The sequence below is a fragment of the Sphingopyxis sp. genome, assembly GCF_965227415.1.
Classification (GTDB): Bacteria; Pseudomonadota; Alphaproteobacteria; order Sphingomonadales; family Sphingomonadaceae; genus Sphingopyxis.
Window position 1 is genome coordinate 762,654 of the sequence record NZ_OZ245749.1, and the last position, 18,897, is coordinate 781,550.

Genomic DNA, 18,897 nt, shown 5'->3' on the forward strand with positions numbered 1-18,897 from the left:
CATCACGTCACGCTACAGAAGCGGCATGAATGTCGTTGATCGCGCCGCCGAGCGAGCTGTTGAACTCGTCGTCGCTCATCTGGTGGCGCAGGTCTTCCAGCAACGCGCGGCTGAAGCTTGCGATGATGCCAGGATTTTTCGCCAGTTCGACGCACGCTTCGGGGCGTGCAAATCCCCCCGACAGCGCGACGACGCGAAGCACCTTCGCATGGTCGACCAGCGGCTGGAACAGACCGGCTTCGGTCGGCAACGACAGTTTCAGCATCACCGGCGCGCCGGTCCATTCGTCGAGCGCGGCGAGCATTTCCTTCAGCAACAGGCGGTCGGCGGCATCGCGCTCGGTGCTCTTGATGTTCACTTCGGGTTCGATGATCGGCACCAGGCCGTGCGCTGCGATGCGCGCCGCTTCGGCAAACTGCTGCTCGACGATCGCCTTGATCCCCGCCGGGTTCGCGAGATTGACCACGCTGCGCATCTTGGTGCCGAACACGCCCTTTGCGACCGCACGCTCGCAAAGCGCGTCAAGACCGGGGTTCGCCTTCATCAGCTGAACGCCGTCGGCTTCGTCTTCCAGTCCCTTGTCGACCTTCAGAAACGGCACCACGCCGCGGTCCCACAGCAGCGCCGGGACCGGCTTGCCGCCCGCATCGCCGTCCATCGTCCGTTCGAACAGAATCGCGCCGATCACCTTTTCGCCGTTGAAGCAGGGCGCGGTGACGATGCGGCTGCGCATGTCGTGGATCAGGGCGAACATTTCCTCATCGTTCGAGAAGGCGTCTTCCTCGATGCCATACCCCTTCAACGCCTTGGGCGTCGAACCGCCGCTCTGATCGAGCGCGGCGATAAAGCCCTGCCCCGATTGGATCTGTTGAAGCATCTCGGCTTTGGCGGTGGTCATAACGTCTCCGGTTTTCTGCATACGTATGTGGCGGCGCGCATAGCTGCCCCGGTGCCGGGATGCAAATGCGCAAAGAAATCTAGGCTTTTAGCGCGTCCACACCCGGCAGCGGCTTGCCTTCCATCCATTCGAGGAAGGCGCCGCCTGCGGTCGATACAAAGGTGAAATCGCCGGCCACTCCAGCGTGGTTGAGCGCTGCGACGGTATCGCCGCCGCCCGCGACCGAGACCAGCGAGCCTTCGCGGGTCAGCGCAGCGGCGGTCTTGGCCAGTGCAACCGTCGCCGTGTCGAACGGCGGCGTCTCGAACGCGCCGAGCGGCCCGTTCCAGACGAGCGTGCGACAATTCTTGAGCACGTCGGCGAGCGCTTCGACGGCGGCAGGACCGACATCGAGGATCATTTCGTCGGCGGCGACCTCGTGAACATTGACCGTCCGCGTCGGCGGGTTCGGCGCGAATTGCTTCGCGACGACGACATCATAGGGCAGATGGATCGTGCAACCCGCAGCATCGGCGGCGTCGAAAATCGCATTGGCGGTATCGACCAGATCATGCTCGCACAGCGACTTGCCGACATCGACCCCGCGCGCAGCGAGAAAGGTGTTCGCCATGCCGCCGCCGATGATCAGATGGTCGACCTGGCTGACCAGATTGCGCAGCACGTCGATCTTCGACGATACCTTCGCGCCGCCGACAACCGCCGCCACCGGATGCGCGGGATTGCCCAACGCAGCGTCGAGCGCCTTCAGCTCGGCTTCCATGGCACGGCCGGCATAAGCGGGCAGCCGGTGGGCAATGCCCTCGGTCGAGCCATGCGCGCGGTGCGCCGCCGAAAAGGCATCGTTGACGTACAAATCTCCGATCTCGGCCAGGGCATCCGCAAAAGCCGGATCATTCGTTTCCTCGCCGGCATAGAAACGCGTATTTTCCAGCACCGCGACATCACCCGCCGCCAGCACCGCGAGTCCCGCTTTCGCGCCTTCGCCGATGCAATCGGGAATGAACATCACCGAATGGCCCAGGACATCCTCGACCCCGCCCATGACGAGCGACAGCGACTGGGTCGGATTCTTTGCGCCCTTCGGTCGCCCGAAATGCGCCAGAAGCAACACGATCGCGCCCTTGTCGGACAGCTCGCGAATCGTCGGCATCGCCGCGTGGATGCGCGTCGCATCGCTGACCGCGCCTTCGAACAGCGGAACGTTGAGGTCGACGCGGACAAGAACGCGCTTGCCGGTGACGTCGCCGATATCGTCGAGGGTCTTGAAGCTAGCCACGTTTCCTCACTCCAATCCCATGGTCCCCCGCGAGGGCGGGGGTCCATCTTCTGCGCTCTCGCTGCCTACTGTCGTTCGCTCCATCCCGATAGGCCCGAAGATGGGCCCCTGCCTGTGCAGGGGCGTACGCAAATCAGATAAATTTCGCGATCACGCCCGCGGTGTCGATCATGCGGTTCGAGAAACCCCATTCATTGTCGTACCAGCTGAGCACGCGCACCAGCTTGCCGTCGATCACTGCGGTCTCGAGGCTGTCGATGGTCGAACTGGCCGCATTGTGATTGAAATCGATCGAAACGAGCGGCTCGTCGGTATAGCCCAGCACGCCCTTCAGCGGACCTTCGGCTGCGGCTTTCAGCACCGCGTTGACTTCTTCCTTGGTCGTTTCGCGGAGCGGCGTGAAAGTCAGATCGACCACCGACACATTCGGGGTCGGAACACGGATCGACGAACCGTCGAGCTTGCCCTTGAGTTCGGGCAGAACCAGACCGACGGCAACCGCCGCACCGGTCGAGGTCGGGATCATCGACATCGCCGCGGCGCGGGCGCGGCGCGGGTCGTCGTGGATCTGGTCGAGGATCTTCTGGTCGTTGGTATAGGCGTGGATGGTCGTCATCAGGCCGCGCTCGATACCGATCGCCTCGTGCAGCACCTTGGCAAAGGGCGCGAGGCAGTTGGTGGTGCAGGACGCGTTCGAGATGATCAGATGATCGGCGGTGATCTTGTCGTCGTTGACGCCGAACACGACGGTCAGGTCGACTTCCTTCGCAGGCGCCGAGATCAGCACGCGCTTGGCGCCGGCGTCGAGATGCTTCTGGCCGCCGGCCTTGTTCGTGAAAAAGCCCGTGCATTCCATCACGATGTCGATGCCGTTGGCGGCATGCGGCAGCGCGGCGGGATCGCGCTCGGCGGTCACCTGAATGCGCTTGCCGTTGATGATCAGGTCATTGCCATCGACTTCGACGCTGCCGTTGAACGCGCCATGCACCGAGTCATGGCGGAGCAGGCGGGCATTCGCCTTGGCGTCGCCCAGATCGTTGATCGACACCAGTTCCAGATCGTGATCGGTACGCTCCAGAATCGCGCGCGCCACATTGCGGCCGATGCGCCCGAAACCGTTGATTGCGACTTTCACTGCCATGTCGAGGAGTCCTTTCTGCGGGGTTGGCCGTCGGTCTTAAGCGCCGATCCGTGCCAGGATTTGGGGGGTAATAGCATCAACGGTAAGGCCGAAGTGCTTGAATAGGTCTTCGATCGGCGCCGACGCGCCAAAACTGTCAATACCAAAGCGCAGGCCGTCGCGGCCGGTATAGCGCTCCCACCCGAAGGTCGTGCCAGCCTCGATCGAGACGAGTAGCACGTCGTTGGGCAGGATATCGGCCTGATAAGCGGGACTTTGTTCGTCGAAAAGCTCGGTCGAGACCATCGAGACGACATCGGCGCCCTGGCCTGCGGCCTCCAGCCTGTCGGCAATATCCATCGCGAGCGAAACTTCGGAGCCCGTCGCGACCAGCACGACCTTGCGGCCCGCCGAAGCCGAACGAAGGCGGTAACCGCCTTTCAAACAAAGATTTTGCGTGACGTCATGACGCAGCGGCGGGAGGTTCTGACGGGTCAGCGCGAGAAGTGAGGGGCGATTCTGCTCCGCCAGCGCAATTGCCCAACATTCGGCGGTTTCGACCGCATCGGCGGGGCGCATCACGAGCAGGTTCGGCATCGCGCGCAGCGATTGCAGATGCTCGATCGGCTGGTGTGTCGGCCCGTCTTCGCCCAGCCCGATGCTATCGTGCGTCATCACATAGACGACACGCTGGCGCTGGAGCGCCGACAGGCGGATCGCCGCGCGGCAATAGTCGGCGAACACCAGGAACGTCCCGCCATAGGGGACGATACCGCCGTGCAGCGCCATGCCGTTCATCGCTGCCGACATGCCGAATTCGCGGATGCCGTAATAAATATAGCGCCCAGAATAATCATTCTTGGTCAGCGGCTTGGTCGACGATGTTTTGGTGTTGTTCGAACCCGTCAGGTCGGCGCTGCCGCCCAGCATCGCGCCGATATCGGCGGTCAGAGCGCTCAGCGTGTTCTCCGACGCCTTGCGCGTCGCAACCTTCGGTGGCTCGGCGATCAGGCCGTCCAGATACGCCTTGAACGCATCGCCGGGAACGACCTTGCCGCTCAGGCGGTCCTCAAATTCTATTTTATTATCGTTATTTGCCAGGCGATCATTCCATTCGGCATGAAGTGCCTTGCCCTTCTCGCCAAACGCTGCCCATGCCGCGGCGATATCGCCCGGAATGACGAACGGCTCGGCGGTCCAGCCCAGCGTCTCGCGCGCTGCCGCGACTTCGTCCGCGCCGAGCGGCGAGCCATGCGTTGCCGACGTCCCCTGCTTGTTCGGCGCGCCGAAGCCGATGACCGTCCGGCACGCGATCAGCGACGGCCGGTTGTCAGCCAGCGCCCCGTCGAGCGCACGGCGGATGTCGGCGGGATCATGCCCGTCGCAGCTGTCGACATGCCAGCCGGTCGCCGCATAGCGCGCTGCCACATCTTCGCTCGTCGACAGATCGGTTGCGCCGTCGATCGTGATCTTGTTGTCATCCCACAGCACCACCAGGCGTCCGAGCTGCAAATGCCCGGCCAAACCGATGGCTTCGTGGTTGATGCCTTCCATCAGGCACCCGTCGCCCGCTATCACATATGTGCGATGATCGACCAGATCGTCGCCATAGATCGCATTCAGATGCCGCTCGGCAATCGCCATTCCGACCGCCGTCGCCAGCCCCTGCCCCAACGGCCCCGTCGTCGTTTCGACACCCTCGAGCTCGAAATTCTCGGGATGTCCCGCGCACGGGCTATTCAGCTGACGAAAATTGCGGATATCGTCGATCGTCGGCCGCGCATAGCCCGCAAGGTGCAGCGTCGCGTAGGCGAGCATCGAGCCATGACCTGCCGACAGGACGAATCGGTCTCGGTCGGCCCATTTCGGGTCGGTCGGATCGAATTTCAGATAATCGGAATAGAGCACGCTGGCGACGTCGGCCATGCCCATCGGCATCCCCGGATGACCGCTATTCGCGGCCTGTACAGCATCCATCGCAAGCGCGCGGATGGCGTTGGCGAGCTGGCGTTCGGGCAATGTCATGAGTCCCCCGGGAAAGGATGTGAAGATGGCCGGATTCGGTGGGGACAGCCCTTTGCGGTGGTAGCCCGCGGAGTCAACCGCCCGTGGCATAAATCAGCACGCATTTCACTGCCGAGAGGCGATTGCGCCGCTTCCCCCGCGCTGCTACCTCATGGACATGGAACTCGATCTCGACGAATCCAGCCTGGCCATCGGCCGCATCGAACGGGCGCTCAGCCGGATCGAAAAGGCGTTGACCGACCGGGAAAGCCGCCCCGCTCCCGAACCTGCCGCCAACGATCAATCGGCACTAAAGGCCGAGGTTGTCGCGGTTATCGGCGAACTTGACCGACTGATCACGGAGGCAAAACGTGGCTGACGTCAAGCTTCATATCGCCGGGCGCGTCTATGATGTGAATTGCGCCGATGGCGAAGAGCCCCAGCTGTTGAGCCTTGCGGGCGTCGTCGACGAGAAGGTGCGCAGCATGCCGGGCGGGACCGAAATCCGCCAGATGCTCTTTGCTGCGCTGATGCTCGCCGACGAAGCGCAGGAAGCGCGCGGCAAAGCCGACAAGGCCGAGCCCCGGTCCGATTCGCTTCGCGCTGCGGTGGCGCTTGCCGAAAGCCGCGAGGCGCAGGCGCGTGACGATCTCAAAGCGGCTCTCACCGAGCTTGAGGCATTGAAAAAGGCCGAACCCGTCGAGGCGGCACCGCGCCCCGCACACGACCGCGCGCTGATCCAGATCGCTGACCGCATTGAAGCGCTCGCCGGAAAGGTCGAGCAAATCTCTTGAGAGTGACCGTCCGGGCTCCTACATAGGGGGTGGCGGGCACTGCCCGGTACGAGCTTTTGCGAAAATCCCTGAGGCGATACTTCATCCTAGGGGGCTGTCCCTGCCCGGACCCTGGTCCGACGTATATGGTCCCCACCTGACGTTACTGGCGTCAGAGGATCTTCCAGCAAACGACCCACGGTGGTCCCGCCACCCGCCGCACGACGATCCGAGGAGCCGGAAGACAGATGCTTTCCGAAGGCCTCGCCGAGAAAAAGCAGCATTTACGCGAAAAGCTGCGCTTTCGGCGCAAGCATTTCGCCGCGAATCTGGACGCGGTAGCGCGGTTGACGGCTTTTCGCGCCGTCCCGGGGCCAGTGGCCGCCATCCTTGCCGATCAAGCGCTTGTTGCTGCCTATGTCGCGTGGGGCGACGAGCCCGATATTCTGCCGATGCTGGCCGACCAGCCCGAGCTTGCCCTTCCCCATCACGCCGAACGCGTCGAAACAATGGATTTCCGCCGCTGGGTGACCGGAGACGCGCTTGTCAAGGGCCCGTGGGGCACCGATCAGCCGGCGACCGCCGCCGAAATCGCGACGCCAAGCTTCATCTTCTGCCCCCTCGTCGGTTTCGACCGCCGCGGGGCGCGCCTCGGCCAGGGCGGCGGCCACTATGACCGCTATTTCGCGGCACACCCCACCGCGCTGCGGATCGGTGTCGGTTGGTCGGTGCAGGAAATCGATGCCGTGCCCGCCGAGCCGACCGATATCGCGCTCGACGCCATCCTGACCGAGCAGGAATTCATCATCACCGGAGACCGTCTGTGAGCCAGCTACCCGCCGACCCGCCGCCGAGCTGGCGCAAGCCTGCCGGCATTTTCCTGATACTGACGCTGATCGCGGTCTGGGCGGTGATCGTCGTCGCGCTCTCCGCTTGGGTGGGCGCTTGGCCGATCCTTGTGCAGGCCGTCTTCTATCTGGTCGCCGGGATCATCTGGGTGCTGCCGCTCAAGCCGCTGCTGCGCTGGATGGAATTGGGAAAATGGCGCGGCTGACGCGCTGAAACAGCGCTTTCATTCCAGCCGAGCAAGGATCCCAAGCCGCGGTGGCCATCCCCTCCGAAAAAGGAAGGAATGGCGCGAGTGACGGGGCTCGAACCCGCGACCTCCGGCGTGACAGGCCGGCACTCTAACCAACTGAGCTACACCCGCGTGTGCTTGGGAGCAGCGCCAATATGCGCCGCGTTCCAGCCTGTCAACCGTCGCTTTCGTCCTTTGTGCGATTTAACCGGTCGCGCACCTCTTCGGCCGTGGTCAAGGTCCCGTGCTCGAAGAGGAAACCTGCCAAATCGGGCGTTCCGGTCGATGCCAATATCGTCTGGAGGATCAGCAGCAGGGGCACCGCCAGCAACGCCCCTGGCGTTCCCCACACCCATCCCCAGAAGCTCAGGGAAACCAGAATCAGAAGCGGATTGATCGTCAGCCGCTTGCCGAGCACCAGCGGCGTGACGAGATTCGCCTCGACCAGATGCACGCCGATAAAGATCAGCGCCGGCAGTAGTGCGAATCCCACCGCATCGAAGGTCATCAGTCCGCCGAGCCCGAGCAGCGTCGCGGCGACGATCGGGCCCAGATAGGGCACGAAATTGCAGATGCTGACGATCCCGCCCCACATGAAGGGCGACGGCATGCCGAGTGCCCAGAGCAGCAGCGACACGGTCAGGCCGAGGATCGCGTTGATCATCGTGATCGTCGCCAGATAATCGGCCGTCGCGTCGACAACATTCTGGATCACACGCGCGGTCTGCATCGCGCCGTCGAAACTGCCGCGACGGCGGATCGTCCCGCGCCGTAGCCGCGTCCAGCCGGACAGGAAGAAGAAGATCACGAGCACGGCGAAGAAGAGCTGGATCGCCGCAGCGGGCGCGGCCGAGATGAAATAGTCGACGACCGACGATGGCGCCTGTGCCGCGACCGCTTGCGCTGTCGCCTCGGTCCCGGTGGCGACCGACGTCAGCGTGCGATCGACGAATTTTTGCAGGCTCGAATAGAAATCGATCAGCGGCGCCAAATTGCTCTGGATACGCGGAATCGACTCGGGAATTCTTGCAAACCAGCCGGTTGCGGGCAGCACGATGATCGCCAGCGCCGCATTGATGATCGCCACGAACCCCGCAAGCGACAGGAATGCGGCCAGCCCCGATGGCACGCCGCGCCGCTCGAGCCATTCGAGCAACGGAACCAGCGCGATCGACACCACGATCGCCGCGGTCAGAGGCAGGAAAAATTCGGCACCGGCCTTCAGCGCAAAGGGCAGCCCGAGGCAGAAACTTGCGCCAAAGATCAATGCCAGGGCAGCGAGCAGCCGATCGCGGCGGAAATCGTCGATTTCGATGCGGCGCAGGGGATCTGCGGGCGCCGAACGCGCGTCCTTGCTCCCCCTGTCCTCTGCCACGACGCATCCCCTACCCGGTTAACCGCTTCGTCTTACGCGACCTTTACCCTTCGCGCCAGTCGGCCAGATTTGCGATGAACCGATCCGCCGAGCTGTCTCCAATTGGGTCAAAACCCCGTTTTCAATCGGTATTTTAACCAGAAATTACCCTTTTTCGCCGATGGCTGTCGTCACGGACCAGCTATCGGAGTCAAAATCATGATGAAAGCGCCTGTGGGGGGCGCGAAGCATCATAAGCTTCTTCTTCCCTCTTCCACTGCCCTTGCGCTCGTCTTGGCGCTGGCGTTGCCGTCGCAGGCTTATGCCGCCGGCACGCGCGCCGGTACCACGATCAGCAACACCGCGAGCGCCAGCTTCGACAATGGCTCGGGCACGCTGACCGTCGATTCGAACCGCGTGGACCTGCGCGTCGACGAACTGCTCGATGTCACCGTGGCGACGGGCAATCCGTCGGACGTGCCGACCACGCCGGGCGCGACAAACCAGCTGCTGACCTATTCGGTCACCAACACCGGCAACGGGCAGGAAGCCTTCGGCCTCAGCACTATCGCCAATGTCGGCGGCGACAATTACGACCCCGTCGTCACGCAGATCTACATCGACAATGGCGATGGCGTGTTCGACGCGAGCACCGACACGCTTTACACCGCCGGAACCAACGATCCGGTCCTCAACCCCGACCAGAGCGTCCGTATTTTTGTGCTTGTCACGACACCGGGCGCTGTCATCGACGGCAATCGCGGCATCGTGACGCTCGTCGCCGCCGCGAAAACCGGGACCGGCGCTCCAGGCACGACCTTTGCGGGTCAGGGCGAAGGCGGCGGCGACGCGATTGTCGGTACGACCGGGGCCGACGGCCAGGACAATGGCGCTTTCCGCGTCGCGGCGGCAACCGTCTCGCTCGTCAAATCCGCGGCCGTCGTCGACCCCTTCGGTGGCAGCGAGCCGGTTCCCGGCGCGACGATAACCTACACCATCACCGCGACCGTCGCGGGGTCGGGATCGGTGAACGGCCTCGCCATCACCGACAATATCCCGGCCGACACCGCCTATGTCGCAGGCTCGATCACGCTCGGCGGCAGCGCGCTGACCGACGCCGTCGATGCCGACGCCGGCGATTACAACGGAACACGAATTCGCGTCGGCCTCGGCACGGTTGCCGGCGGCCAGACCCGCACCGTCACTTTCCGGACAAGGATAAACTGATGAAGACCAAAGCCTTTTTCCTGTTCCTGGCGGCGCTTGCGCCGGCGCAGGCCTTTGCCGCGAACCAGGTCGCACTCGACAATAATGTGTTCGTCGAACGCGTGACGACCGACGCAGGCGGCAAGGAGCGCGTCCTGCTCGAAGAGCCGAAGATCGTCGTTCCCGGCGACAGGCTCGTGTTCGTGCTCAATTATCGCAACGCAAGCGCGCAGCCTGCCGACAAGTTCGTGATCACCAACCCGATGCCCTCGGCGGTGCGCTTCGCCGGCGCAGGGAGCGCGAGCGCGCCGCTCGTCTCGGTCGACGGCGGCAAGGCGTGGGGCCTGCTCGAAACACTCAGCGTGATTCAGCCTGACGGCACGCGGCGCGCAGCACAGCCCGCCGATGTCACGCACATCCGCTGGGCGTTCCAAAAGCCGATCCCGGCAGGCGCGACCGGCAAGCTCATGTTTCGGGGAGTTGTAAAATAAGCGTTTAAAGTAAGCCGCTTACCGGTTGCCAGCGGTGGGGATTACGGCAACCAACCAAGCCAAGGAGCTCAGCTATGACCAGCAAGCTGACTTACTGGGGCACCATCGGTCTGGCAGCGGCGTCCGTCGTCGCTGCCAACCCGGCTTATGCAGCCGGAACCACCGCGGGCGCCTCGATTACGAATACCGCAACCGTTGACTATCAGGTCGGCGGCGTTTCACAGGGCCAACAGAGCGCGTCGAACACGTTTACGGTCGACCGCAAGATCAACCTGACCGTTACCGAGGTGGGGACGGTCACGACGAACGTCGTGCCGAGCCAGGCCAATGCGGTCACCACGTTCCAGTTGACCAACAATTCGAACGAAGGGCTCGATTTCGCGCTCGTCGCGTCGCAGATCGTGGGCGGCACCGCCGCGCACGGTGGCACCGACACATTCGATGTCACGAACGTCCGGATTTACCGCGATAGCACGAGCGGCACGGTCGGCAGCTGGGATGCTGCCGACACGCTCGTCACCTATATCGACGAGCTGGCTGCCGATGCGTCGGTTACCCTGTTCGTGGTTGCGGACGTTCCGGCCGCGCTCGCCAATAGCGCCGTTGCCGGCGTGACGTTGCGGGCCACTGCACGCGAAGGCGGGCTGGTGGGGACCCAGGGCGCTGCGATCACCGAAACGGCGGGCGCGAACACGGCTGGCAAGGACACTGTCTTCGCCGATATCGCGGGCGTGGCCGGCGATGTGGCGCGCGACGGATCGCACAGCGACAACGACGACTATACCGTCCAGACGGCGACGCTTGCGGTCACCAAGACCAGCCGCGTCATTTCGGATCCGTTCAACAGTACGACGAATCCGAAGCTGATCCCGGGCGCCGTCGTCGAATATTGCATCTCGGTCGCCAACAGCGGCAGCGTTGCAGCGACGTCGGTCGTGATCAACGATCCGGTTCCGGGCCAGCTGACGTTCAGCACCGGCACGATCCTGCTCAACGGCACGGTTACCGCGGGCACCTGCAACGCCGATGGCGCAGCGGGCGGCAGCTACGTCGCGCCGAACGTGTCGGGTACCATCGCAACGATCGCGGCGGGCGCAACGCGCACGCTCGTCTTCCGCGCGACGGTCAACTGACCTGACGGAAGGACGGGGCAGCGGGCAGAGCGCATAAAGCGCCCTCCCGCTGCCCCTCTTCGGGACCAGCGATGCAGCTCCGCCGGAAATATCTGTCTTTCGTGACCGCCCTGGTCGCAGCAGCCACGCTGCCTGCGATACCGGTCGCGCACGCGCAGGTGATTTCCAATACGGCGTCGGCACAATGGACCGACAATGGCCAGAGCGGCCAGACGCTGTCGAACCGCGTCGATGTGACCGTTCGGTCGCGTCCGCCCGAACAGCCCGTCATCAAGACCTATCGCCTGCTTGATAGCGGCGGAAACAAGTCGGTGCCCCTCGTCCCGACGCGCTGCGGCGGTTCGATCATCGCAGCGCAAAGTGTCGCGGCGACCGGCAGCGGCAATCTCATTCAGCTGGCCGGCGTTTACGCCGGCATCCCGACCGCCCCGGCTTCCCTCCAGAGCAGCGATTCCTTTCGCGCCGGAGAAGTGCTGGTGGTGGGCGTCACGCTCGCATCCGCCAATGTCGATCCGAACGCGATCGACACGCTGGCAGTGGTCCTCGACCTGGCCAATGGCGACAGCGAGCGCATCACTCTCACCGAAACTGCGGCCAACAGCGGCGAGTTCGTCGGTTTCATCAACACGATCGGCGTGCCCCCGCCGGTCGTCGCAGGCGACTGCCGTCTGTCGGTCAATCCGGGATCGCCGATCCAGCTGCGCGTCACCGACCAGGCGAACGCCAGCCTGGTCGCGCTCGCAACGATCGACTTTCTGGTCGATCCCTTCGGCATCGTTTTCGACAGCGGCGACGGTTCGGCCGTTCCGGGCAGCCGCGTCACGCTCATCAACGCCGCGACGGGCCAGCCGGCGCAGGTGTTCGGCGATGACGGCGTATCCGCTTATCCTTCAACGGTCATCACGGGGCAGAATGTCACCGACGCGAGCGGGAAGGTCTACACCTTTCCCCCCGGCGACTATCGCTTCCCGTTCGTGGCACCCGGCACCTACCGATTGGTAGTCGAGCCGCCGGCGCCTTACACCGCGCCCTCGAAATCGAGCGCAGCGGATCTCGCCGGCCTGCGCCGTCCCGACGACGGCTTGCCGTTCACGGTCACCGACGCGAGCTATAGCCGGCCCTTCACGCTCGACAGCCCTGCCCCGGTGCGTGTCGATGTTCCGGTCGACCAGCCGGGCGTGCCGCTGATCCTGCGCAAGACCACGTCGACGCAGACCGCGGTCCCCGGCGACGTCGTGCAATACCGGATCGAAGTTGCAAACCGCGACGCACGGCGCACCACGGGCGCAGTGACTATCAGCGACACGCTCCCCGCCGGCATGCGGCTCCGCGCCGATACGGTGCGCGCAAATGGCGCGCGCATCGATGCGATCGTCAACCCCAACGGCCGCGATTTCACCGTCACCCTACCCTCGATCGCGCCCGCGGCGGCGGTGCTGCTCACATACGTCGCCGAAGTCACCGTCTCAGCGCAGCCCGGTAACGCACTCAACCGCGCCTCGGCCGCCGACAATCGCGGTAGCAAAAGCAACATCGCCGAGGCGACGATCTCGATCAAACGCGACCAGCTTGGCGACCGGATGACGATCATCGGTCGCATCACCGACGGCGGGTGCAGCGTCGATCCGGGTAAGGCGCCGGGCGTCGGTGGTGTCCGCGTGATGCTGCAGGACGGCAGCTACACCGTGACCGATGAAGATGGACGCTATCATTTCGAAGGCGTCCGCCCCGGCCTGCATGTCGTCCAGATCGATCCGTCGACACTTCCGCTCGACCGCGAAGCGATCGACTGCGCGCGTTCGACCGCGAGCGCGGGCAGCCCGATCTCGCGCTTTGTCGAAGGCCGCGGCGGGTCGCTGAAACGCGCCGACTTCCGCGCCACTGCCGCTACGCCGCGTGCAGCGTCGGGCGCGAGCAAATTCGAAGCGCCGAAACCGATGAGCGATCCCGATGCTGCGGGGGCGAACCGCGATTGGCTTGCCAGTCAAGCGCCTGGCATCGGCTGGCTCTTCCCCGACATCGATCACAACCCACGGACAAAAGCGATCCGCGCCGCTGTCAAACATGCGCCCGGACAGAAAGTGACCTTGACGATCAACGGCAAGCCGGTCGACGAACTGAGTTTCGACGGGGTGACCAAATCGGCCGATGGCCTTGTCGCCGTCAGCCTGTGGCGCGGTATCCCGGTCGGTGAAGGCGAAAACAAGCTCGTTGCCCAGGTGAAAGACGAGAATGGCGGCGTGGTCGAGACGATCGAGCGCAGCGTCCATTATTCGATCACCCCGATGCGCGCGACGCTGATCCGCGAAAAGTCGGTACTCGTGGCCGATGGTGTGACGCGCCCGGTGATTGCGGTGCGGCTGACCGACCGCGACGGCGCTCCGATCCGCGCCGGGCTGACGGGAGACTTCAGTGTCCCCGCCCCCTATTATCCTGCCGTCGAAGCCGACGCGCAGCAGGCACGCCAACTCGCGGGTCTCGAACGCGCGCAGCCCGTCTGGCGCATCGATGGTGACGATGGCATTGCCTATATCGAGCTCGAACCGACAACCGCGTCGGGAACGCTGTCGATGGATTTCAATTTCCGCGACGACAAGATCGAGCGCAAGCAGACGATCGAAACCTGGCTCGATCCCGGCGATCGCCCGTGGACCGTCGTCGGCTTTGCCGCAGGCACGCTTGGCTACAACACGCTAGACGACCGCATGGAGCCGGTGGCCGAGACGCTCGATGACCTGGGCGCCGACGCCCGCCTGGCGCTTTATGCGAAAGGCCGCGTGCAGGGCAAATGGCTGATGACGCTGTCTTACGACAGCGACAAGGACACGGACGACGCCCGGTTTGGCGGCATGATCGATCCACGCGCCTATTACACGATCTATGCCGACCGCAATGAAACGCGCTACGACGCGGCATCGGTGCGCAAACTCTACCTGCGCCTCGAACGCCCGCAATTCTACGCGATGTTCGGCGATATCGAGACCGGCATCTCGGAACCGCAACTCGCCCGCTATCAGCGTGCGCTTAATGGCGGCAAAGCCGAATATCGCGGCCGCAACCTCGCCGCGACGGCGTTCGTCGCGGACACCCCGTATCGCTTCCGCCGCGACGAAATCCAGGGGAACGGCCTGACAGGTCCGTATCAGCTTGGCGCGCGCGATGTGTTGCCGAACAGCGAGCGCATCGTCATCGAGACGCGCGATCGTCTGCACAGCGAACGGGTCGTCGAGAGCGTCACCCTGACCCGGCACATCGATTACGACATCGACTATCTGGCCGGCACGTTGCGCTTCCGGTCGCCGGTGCTCAGCCGCTCGTCGAGCCTCGACCCGCAGTTCATCGTCGCTGAATATGAGGTCGATGGTGTCGGCGAGCGCGTGCTGAACGCGGGTGGCCGTGTCAGCTTGACGTCCAATGACGAAAAGCTGCGTGTCGGTGCGACCTTGATTCACGACGAAGACAATAACGCCAAGACCAATCTCGGCGGCGTGGATGCGCGCTACCGCCCGAATGTCGATACCGAAGTCCGCGCCGAATATGCCGTGAGCGATGCGAAAGCGAAGAATGGCGCCGCCGCCGCTGCGGCGGGAACCGCGAAAGCATGGCTGATCGAGGCCGAGCATCACAGCAGCAACGCCGACTTCCTCGCCTATGTCCGCGAACGTGAGGCGGGCTTCGGGGCCGGCCAGCTCAATCGCGGCGAAGACGGCACGCGGAAATTCGGCTTCGATGCGCGCCTGAAGGCGACGCACAGCCTGTCGGTTACCGGCAGCGCCTGGCAGGAAGATTATCTCGATGTCGACGCGCGCCGCCGTGCTGCGCGCGCGCTTGTCGAATATGACAATGGCACCACGGTGATGCGCGCCGGACTGACTCACGCCGACGACCGGCTCGCGGACGGTTCGCGCAACACGTCGAACATCGTTCAACTCGGCGCGACGCAGCGGTTGTTCGACAAAAAGCTCGAACTCGACGCCCAGACTGAATTCGCGCTCGGCGGCAAGGATGCGAGCGTCGATTTCCCCACCCGTCACCGGATCGGCGTGCGCTACGCGGTGACGCGCGACGTCAATCTGGTCGGCAGCTATGAAATCGCCGACGGCGACACAATCCGCGCCCGCACCGCACGGATCGGCTTCGATCTGGCGCCCTGGGCTGGGGCCCGCCTGCTCGCCACCGCAAACAGCCAGGAAATCGGCGAATATGGCCCGCGCAGCTTTGCCGCCTATGGGCTGTCGCAGTCGCTGAAGGTCAATGATCGTCTGTCACTCGACCTGTCGCTCGACGGCAACCGCACGATCGGCGGCATTCGTGCCGGCGACGTGCTCAATATCGACCAACCGGTCGCGTCGGGCGGCTTTTTGGGCGGCAATGGCACGCTCACCGAAGATTTTACCGCGATCAGCGCTGGCGCGACCTATCGTACCCAGCGCTGGACGCTCACCGGCCGCGCCGAATATCGCGATGGCGAACTCGCCAACCGCTATGGCCTGACGCTCGGCGGCCTGCGCCAGTTCGGCGAAGGTCAGGCGCTCGGCGCGCTGTTCACTTATGCGAAGGCGAGCGGCAGCGGCACGACGCCGACGACCGAAGTCATCGCCTTTGAAGCCAGCTGGGCGCACCGGCCCGCCGACTCGCAGGTCTCGTGGCTCAACAAGAGCGAGTTCCGCTCGGACAAGGTCCGCGACGCGGTCGCGGGTCAGGCCGGCCCGATCGGCGGCGCGGCGCTCACGATCGACGGCGACGCGACAAGCCGCCGGCTGCTCAACAGCCTGTCGCTGAATTGGACACCGCTCGGCGATCGGGGAATCGGCGCCGGCGACACCTGGTACGAACGCGCGGAGATCGGCGTCTTCTGGGGCACGCGCTACAGTTTCGACCGCTTCGGCGCCGACGACGTGAAGGGCTGGTCGAACCTGATCGGCGCGGACCTCCGTTTCAACCTGAGCGAACAGATCGATGTCGGCGCCTCGGGAACCGTGCGCGTCGGCACCGGCGGCGACACGGTCGCATGGGCGGGCGGCCCGACGGTGACGCTGGCGCCGATGAAGAACGCCAACATCACGTTCGGTTACAACTTCGCGGGCTTCCACGACCGCGATTTCGAAGAGGCCCGTTTCTCGCGGTCGGGTGCTTATGTGACCTTCAAGCTGAAGTTCGACCAGACCAGCTTCGCCGGCCTCGGACTTTAATCCGCGAACAACAGAACGGGCGTCTCGACCAGCTTCTTCAGCGCCTGGACATAGCTTGCGGCGTCCCAGCCATCGACGACGCGGTGATCGCAGCTGATCGACAGGTTCATCAGCTTCGCGCGGCGGATGTCGTCGCCGTCAAAGACCGGACGTTCGACGATCTTGTTCGGACCGATGATCGCGACTTCGGGCCGGTTGATCACCGGGGTCGTCGCGATGCCGCCGAGCGGACCGAGCGATGTCACGGTCAGCGTGCCGCCGGTCAGTTCCTCGACCTTCGCCTTGCCGGTGCGCGCAGCTTCGGCCAAGCGGGTGATTTCGCTCGCCAATTGCCAGACATTCTTGTCCTGGGCATCGCGGATGACGGGAACCATCAGCCCCGCATCGGTCTGCGTCGCCATGCCGAGATGCACGGCCCCATATCGCGTCACCACGCCGCCTTCGTCGTCGTATCGCGCGTTGATCATCGGAAACTGGGGGATGGTGCGGCAGATCGCGACGATCAGGAAAGGCAGCATCGTCAGCTTGGGCCGCCCGCCGCGATGGGCGTTGAGATCGGCGCGCATGGCCTCCAGCGCGGTGACGTCCATTTCCTCGACATAGGTGAAGTGCGGGATCGCGCGCTTCGACGCCGCCATATTCTCGGCGATCTTGCGGCGCATGCCGATGACCTTGATCGGCTCGTCGGCGCGGGCGCGGCTGGCGCCCGGCGCATGATAGCCCTGCCCGCCGCTGTAGCGGAGGAAGGCATCGAGATCGGCGTGGCGGACGCGGTCGCCTTCGGCATGGACCTGGCCCAGATCGACGCCCAGATCCTTGGCGCGGGCGCGAACCGCGGGGGAAGCGAGCACCTGTCGGTCGTGCGACGGCGCGGCGACTGGCGCGGCGGCGGGCGCGGGTGCAGCCGGCGACGCCGCGACGGGCGCGGCCGCGACCTCGGCCACCGAAATCTCCTCGGCGCCCGGCGTTTCGGCGACGATTTCCTGTTCGACTGCAGTATCTTCCGTCGGCGCCTCGACATCGCCATCTGCGTCGGTCTCGATCACCGCAAGCGTCGAGCCGATCGGGATCAGGTCGCCGACCTCGCCCGCCAGCTCGACGACGATCCCCGATACGGGCGATTCCATTTCGACGGTCGCCTTGTCGGTCATCATGTCGGCAAGCTGCGCATCTTCCTCGACGCGCTCGCCGATCTTGACGTGCCATGCGACGATTTCGGCCTCGGCAATGCCTTCGCCGATGTCGGGCAGACGGAATGAATAGCGGGCCATGGCGTCAGTCCTTTTTCTTGATGGACCCCGGATCGCGGTCCGGGGCTCGCGCGCTTGTCATGCTTCGCATGTCAATTGCCCATGATCTTGGTCAGCGCGGTCGCGATGCGCACCGGGCCGGGGAAATAGGCCCATTCAAGGCTATGCGGATAGGGCGTGTCGAAACCGGTGACGCGTTCGACCGGCGCCTCGAGGTGATAAAAGCAGCGTTCCTGCACCAGCGCCGCGAGTTCGGCACCAAAGCCAGAGGTGCGCGTCGCTTCGTGGATGATCAGGCAGCGGCCGGTCTTCTTCACCGACGTCTCGATCGCCCCGATATCGAGCGGGAGCAGCGTGCGCAGGTCGATGATCTCGGCATCGATGCCCATTTCCTCGACGATCGTCTTCGTCACATGAACCATCGTGCCATAGGCCAGGATGGTCAGCGCCTCGCCCGCGCGCACGGTCGCGGCCTTGCCCAGGTCGATGCGATAATAGCCTTCGGGAACCGCGCTCGCCTCATGCTTTGACCAAGGCTCGACCGGCCGATCATAATAGCCGCTGAACGGGCCGTTATAGATGCGCTTGGGCTCGAGAAAGACGACCGGGTCATTGTCCTCGATCGCCGCGATCAGCAGCCCCTTCGCGTCATATGGGTTGGACGGAATCACCGTTTTCACCCCGCAGATATGCGTCATGATGCTTTCGGGCGACTGGCTGTGCGTCTGGCCACCGAAAATGCCGCCGCCGAAAGGCGTCCGCACCGTCATCGGGCAGATGAAGTCGTTCGCCGAGCGATAGCGAAGCCGCGCCGCCTCGCTGACGAGCTGGTCGAGGCCCGGATAGATATAATCCGCGAACTGGATCTCGGGGACCGGGCGCAGGCCATAGGCTCCCATTCCGACCGCCACGCCAATGATCCCGCATTCGTTGATCGGTGTATCGAACACCCGCGTCTTGCCATGCTTTTTCTGCAGACCCGCGGTTGCGCGGAACACGCCGCCGAAATAGCCGACATCCTCGCCCATCACGACGGTGTTCGAGTCGCGTTCGAGCATGACGTCCATGGCGCTGTTGATCGCCTCGATCATGTTCATCGTCTTGGTCGCGGTTTTCGTTTCG

The 18,897-nt window shown here is 64.3% G+C and carries 15 protein-coding genes and 1 tRNA gene; 8 read left to right on the plus strand and 8 right to left on the minus strand.

What is annotated here, in order from left to right; genetic code table 11:
• Positions 1-7: 7 nt before the first annotated feature.
• From ACO055_RS03620 to tkt, 4 genes are all read right to left on the minus strand, one after another.
• Positions 8-898 carry a fructose bisphosphate aldolase gene (locus ACO055_RS03620; protein ID WP_422061245.1) on the minus strand — a complete coding sequence of 297 codons (891 nt, stop codon included), beginning with the start codon at positions 896-898 and terminating at the stop codon, positions 8-10.
• Positions 899-977: 79 nt separating this feature from the next.
• Positions 978-2,174, minus strand: a complete 1,197-nt coding sequence (locus tag ACO055_RS03625) for a phosphoglycerate kinase (protein ID WP_422061246.1) — start codon at positions 2,172-2,174, stop codon at positions 978-980.
• A 133-nt stretch (positions 2,175-2,307) separates the two neighbouring features.
• Positions 2,308-3,315, minus strand: coding sequence for a type I glyceraldehyde-3-phosphate dehydrogenase (gap, locus tag ACO055_RS03630; protein ID WP_422061247.1), 1,008 nt, complete (start codon positions 3,313-3,315; stop codon positions 2,308-2,310).
• Between the two features lie 36 nt (positions 3,316-3,351).
• Positions 3,352-5,319, minus strand: a complete 1,968-nt coding sequence (gene tkt, locus ACO055_RS03635) for a transketolase (RefSeq protein ID WP_422061248.1) — start codon at positions 5,317-5,319, stop codon at positions 3,352-3,354.
• A gap of 157 nt (positions 5,320-5,476) precedes the next feature.
• Between tkt and ACO055_RS03640 the strand changes: the two genes are divergently transcribed.
• From ACO055_RS03640 to ACO055_RS03655, 4 genes are all read left to right on the plus strand, one after another.
• Entirely contained in the window at positions 5,477-5,677 is a 201-nt protein-coding gene (locus ACO055_RS03640) for a hypothetical protein (RefSeq protein WP_422061249.1), read from the plus strand.
• On the plus strand, positions 5,670-6,092 hold the full coding sequence (locus ACO055_RS03645; RefSeq protein WP_422061250.1) for a cell division protein ZapA: 423 nt from the start codon (positions 5,670-5,672) through the stop codon (positions 6,090-6,092). The genes ACO055_RS03640 and ACO055_RS03645 overlap by 8 nt, the downstream gene beginning before the upstream one ends.
• Positions 6,093-6,319: 227 nt before the next feature.
• Entirely contained in the window at positions 6,320-6,898 is a 579-nt protein-coding gene (locus ACO055_RS03650; RefSeq protein ID WP_422061251.1) for a 5-formyltetrahydrofolate cyclo-ligase, read from the plus strand.
• Positions 6,895-7,125, plus strand: coding sequence for a DUF2842 domain-containing protein (locus ACO055_RS03655; protein ID WP_422061252.1), 231 nt, complete (start codon positions 6,895-6,897; stop codon positions 7,123-7,125). The genes ACO055_RS03650 and ACO055_RS03655 overlap by 4 nt, the downstream gene beginning before the upstream one ends.
• A gap of 79 nt (positions 7,126-7,204) precedes the next feature.
• Here ACO055_RS03655 and ACO055_RS03660 read toward each other — a convergent pair.
• Positions 7,205-7,281 (minus strand) — tRNA-Asp (locus tag ACO055_RS03660).
• Between the two features lie 43 nt (positions 7,282-7,324).
• A complete protein-coding gene (locus ACO055_RS03665) occupies positions 7,325-8,473 on the minus strand; it encodes an AI-2E family transporter (RefSeq protein ID WP_422062407.1) in 1,149 nt (382 codons plus the stop codon).
• Positions 8,474-8,722: 249 nt separating this feature from the next.
• Here ACO055_RS03665 and ACO055_RS03670 point away from each other — a divergent pair, with 249 nt between their 5' ends.
• The 4 genes from ACO055_RS03670 (at position 8,723) to ACO055_RS03685 (ending at position 16,525) form a co-directional block, all read left to right on the plus strand.
• Complete coding sequence (locus tag ACO055_RS03670) at positions 8,723-9,730, plus strand: hypothetical protein (protein ID WP_422061253.1); 1,008 nt, start codon at positions 8,723-8,725, stop codon at positions 9,728-9,730.
• A complete protein-coding gene (locus tag ACO055_RS03675) occupies positions 9,730-10,200 on the plus strand; it encodes a hypothetical protein (protein ID WP_422061254.1) in 471 nt (156 codons plus the stop codon). The genes ACO055_RS03670 and ACO055_RS03675 overlap by 1 nt, the downstream gene beginning before the upstream one ends.
• 74 nt (positions 10,201-10,274) lie before the next feature.
• Positions 10,275-11,333, plus strand: coding sequence for a hypothetical protein (locus tag ACO055_RS03680; protein ID WP_422061255.1), 1,059 nt, complete (start codon positions 10,275-10,277; stop codon positions 11,331-11,333).
• Between the two features lie 71 nt (positions 11,334-11,404).
• A complete protein-coding gene (locus ACO055_RS03685) occupies positions 11,405-16,525 on the plus strand; it encodes a hypothetical protein (protein WP_422061256.1) in 5,121 nt (1,706 codons plus the stop codon).
• On the opposite strand, the gene ACO055_RS03690 is transcribed toward ACO055_RS03685, so the two are convergent.
• Positions 16,522-17,796: a dihydrolipoamide acetyltransferase family protein gene (locus ACO055_RS03690; protein ID WP_422061257.1), complete on the minus strand. Its 1,275-nt coding sequence runs from the start codon at positions 17,794-17,796 to the stop codon at positions 16,522-16,524. The genes ACO055_RS03685 and ACO055_RS03690 overlap by 4 nt on opposite strands.
• 71 nt (positions 17,797-17,867) lie before the next feature.
• Entirely contained in the window at positions 17,868-18,872 is a 1,005-nt protein-coding gene (locus tag ACO055_RS03695) for an alpha-ketoacid dehydrogenase subunit beta (RefSeq protein WP_422062408.1), read from the minus strand.
• Between the last annotated feature and the right edge of the window lie 25 nt (positions 18,873-18,897).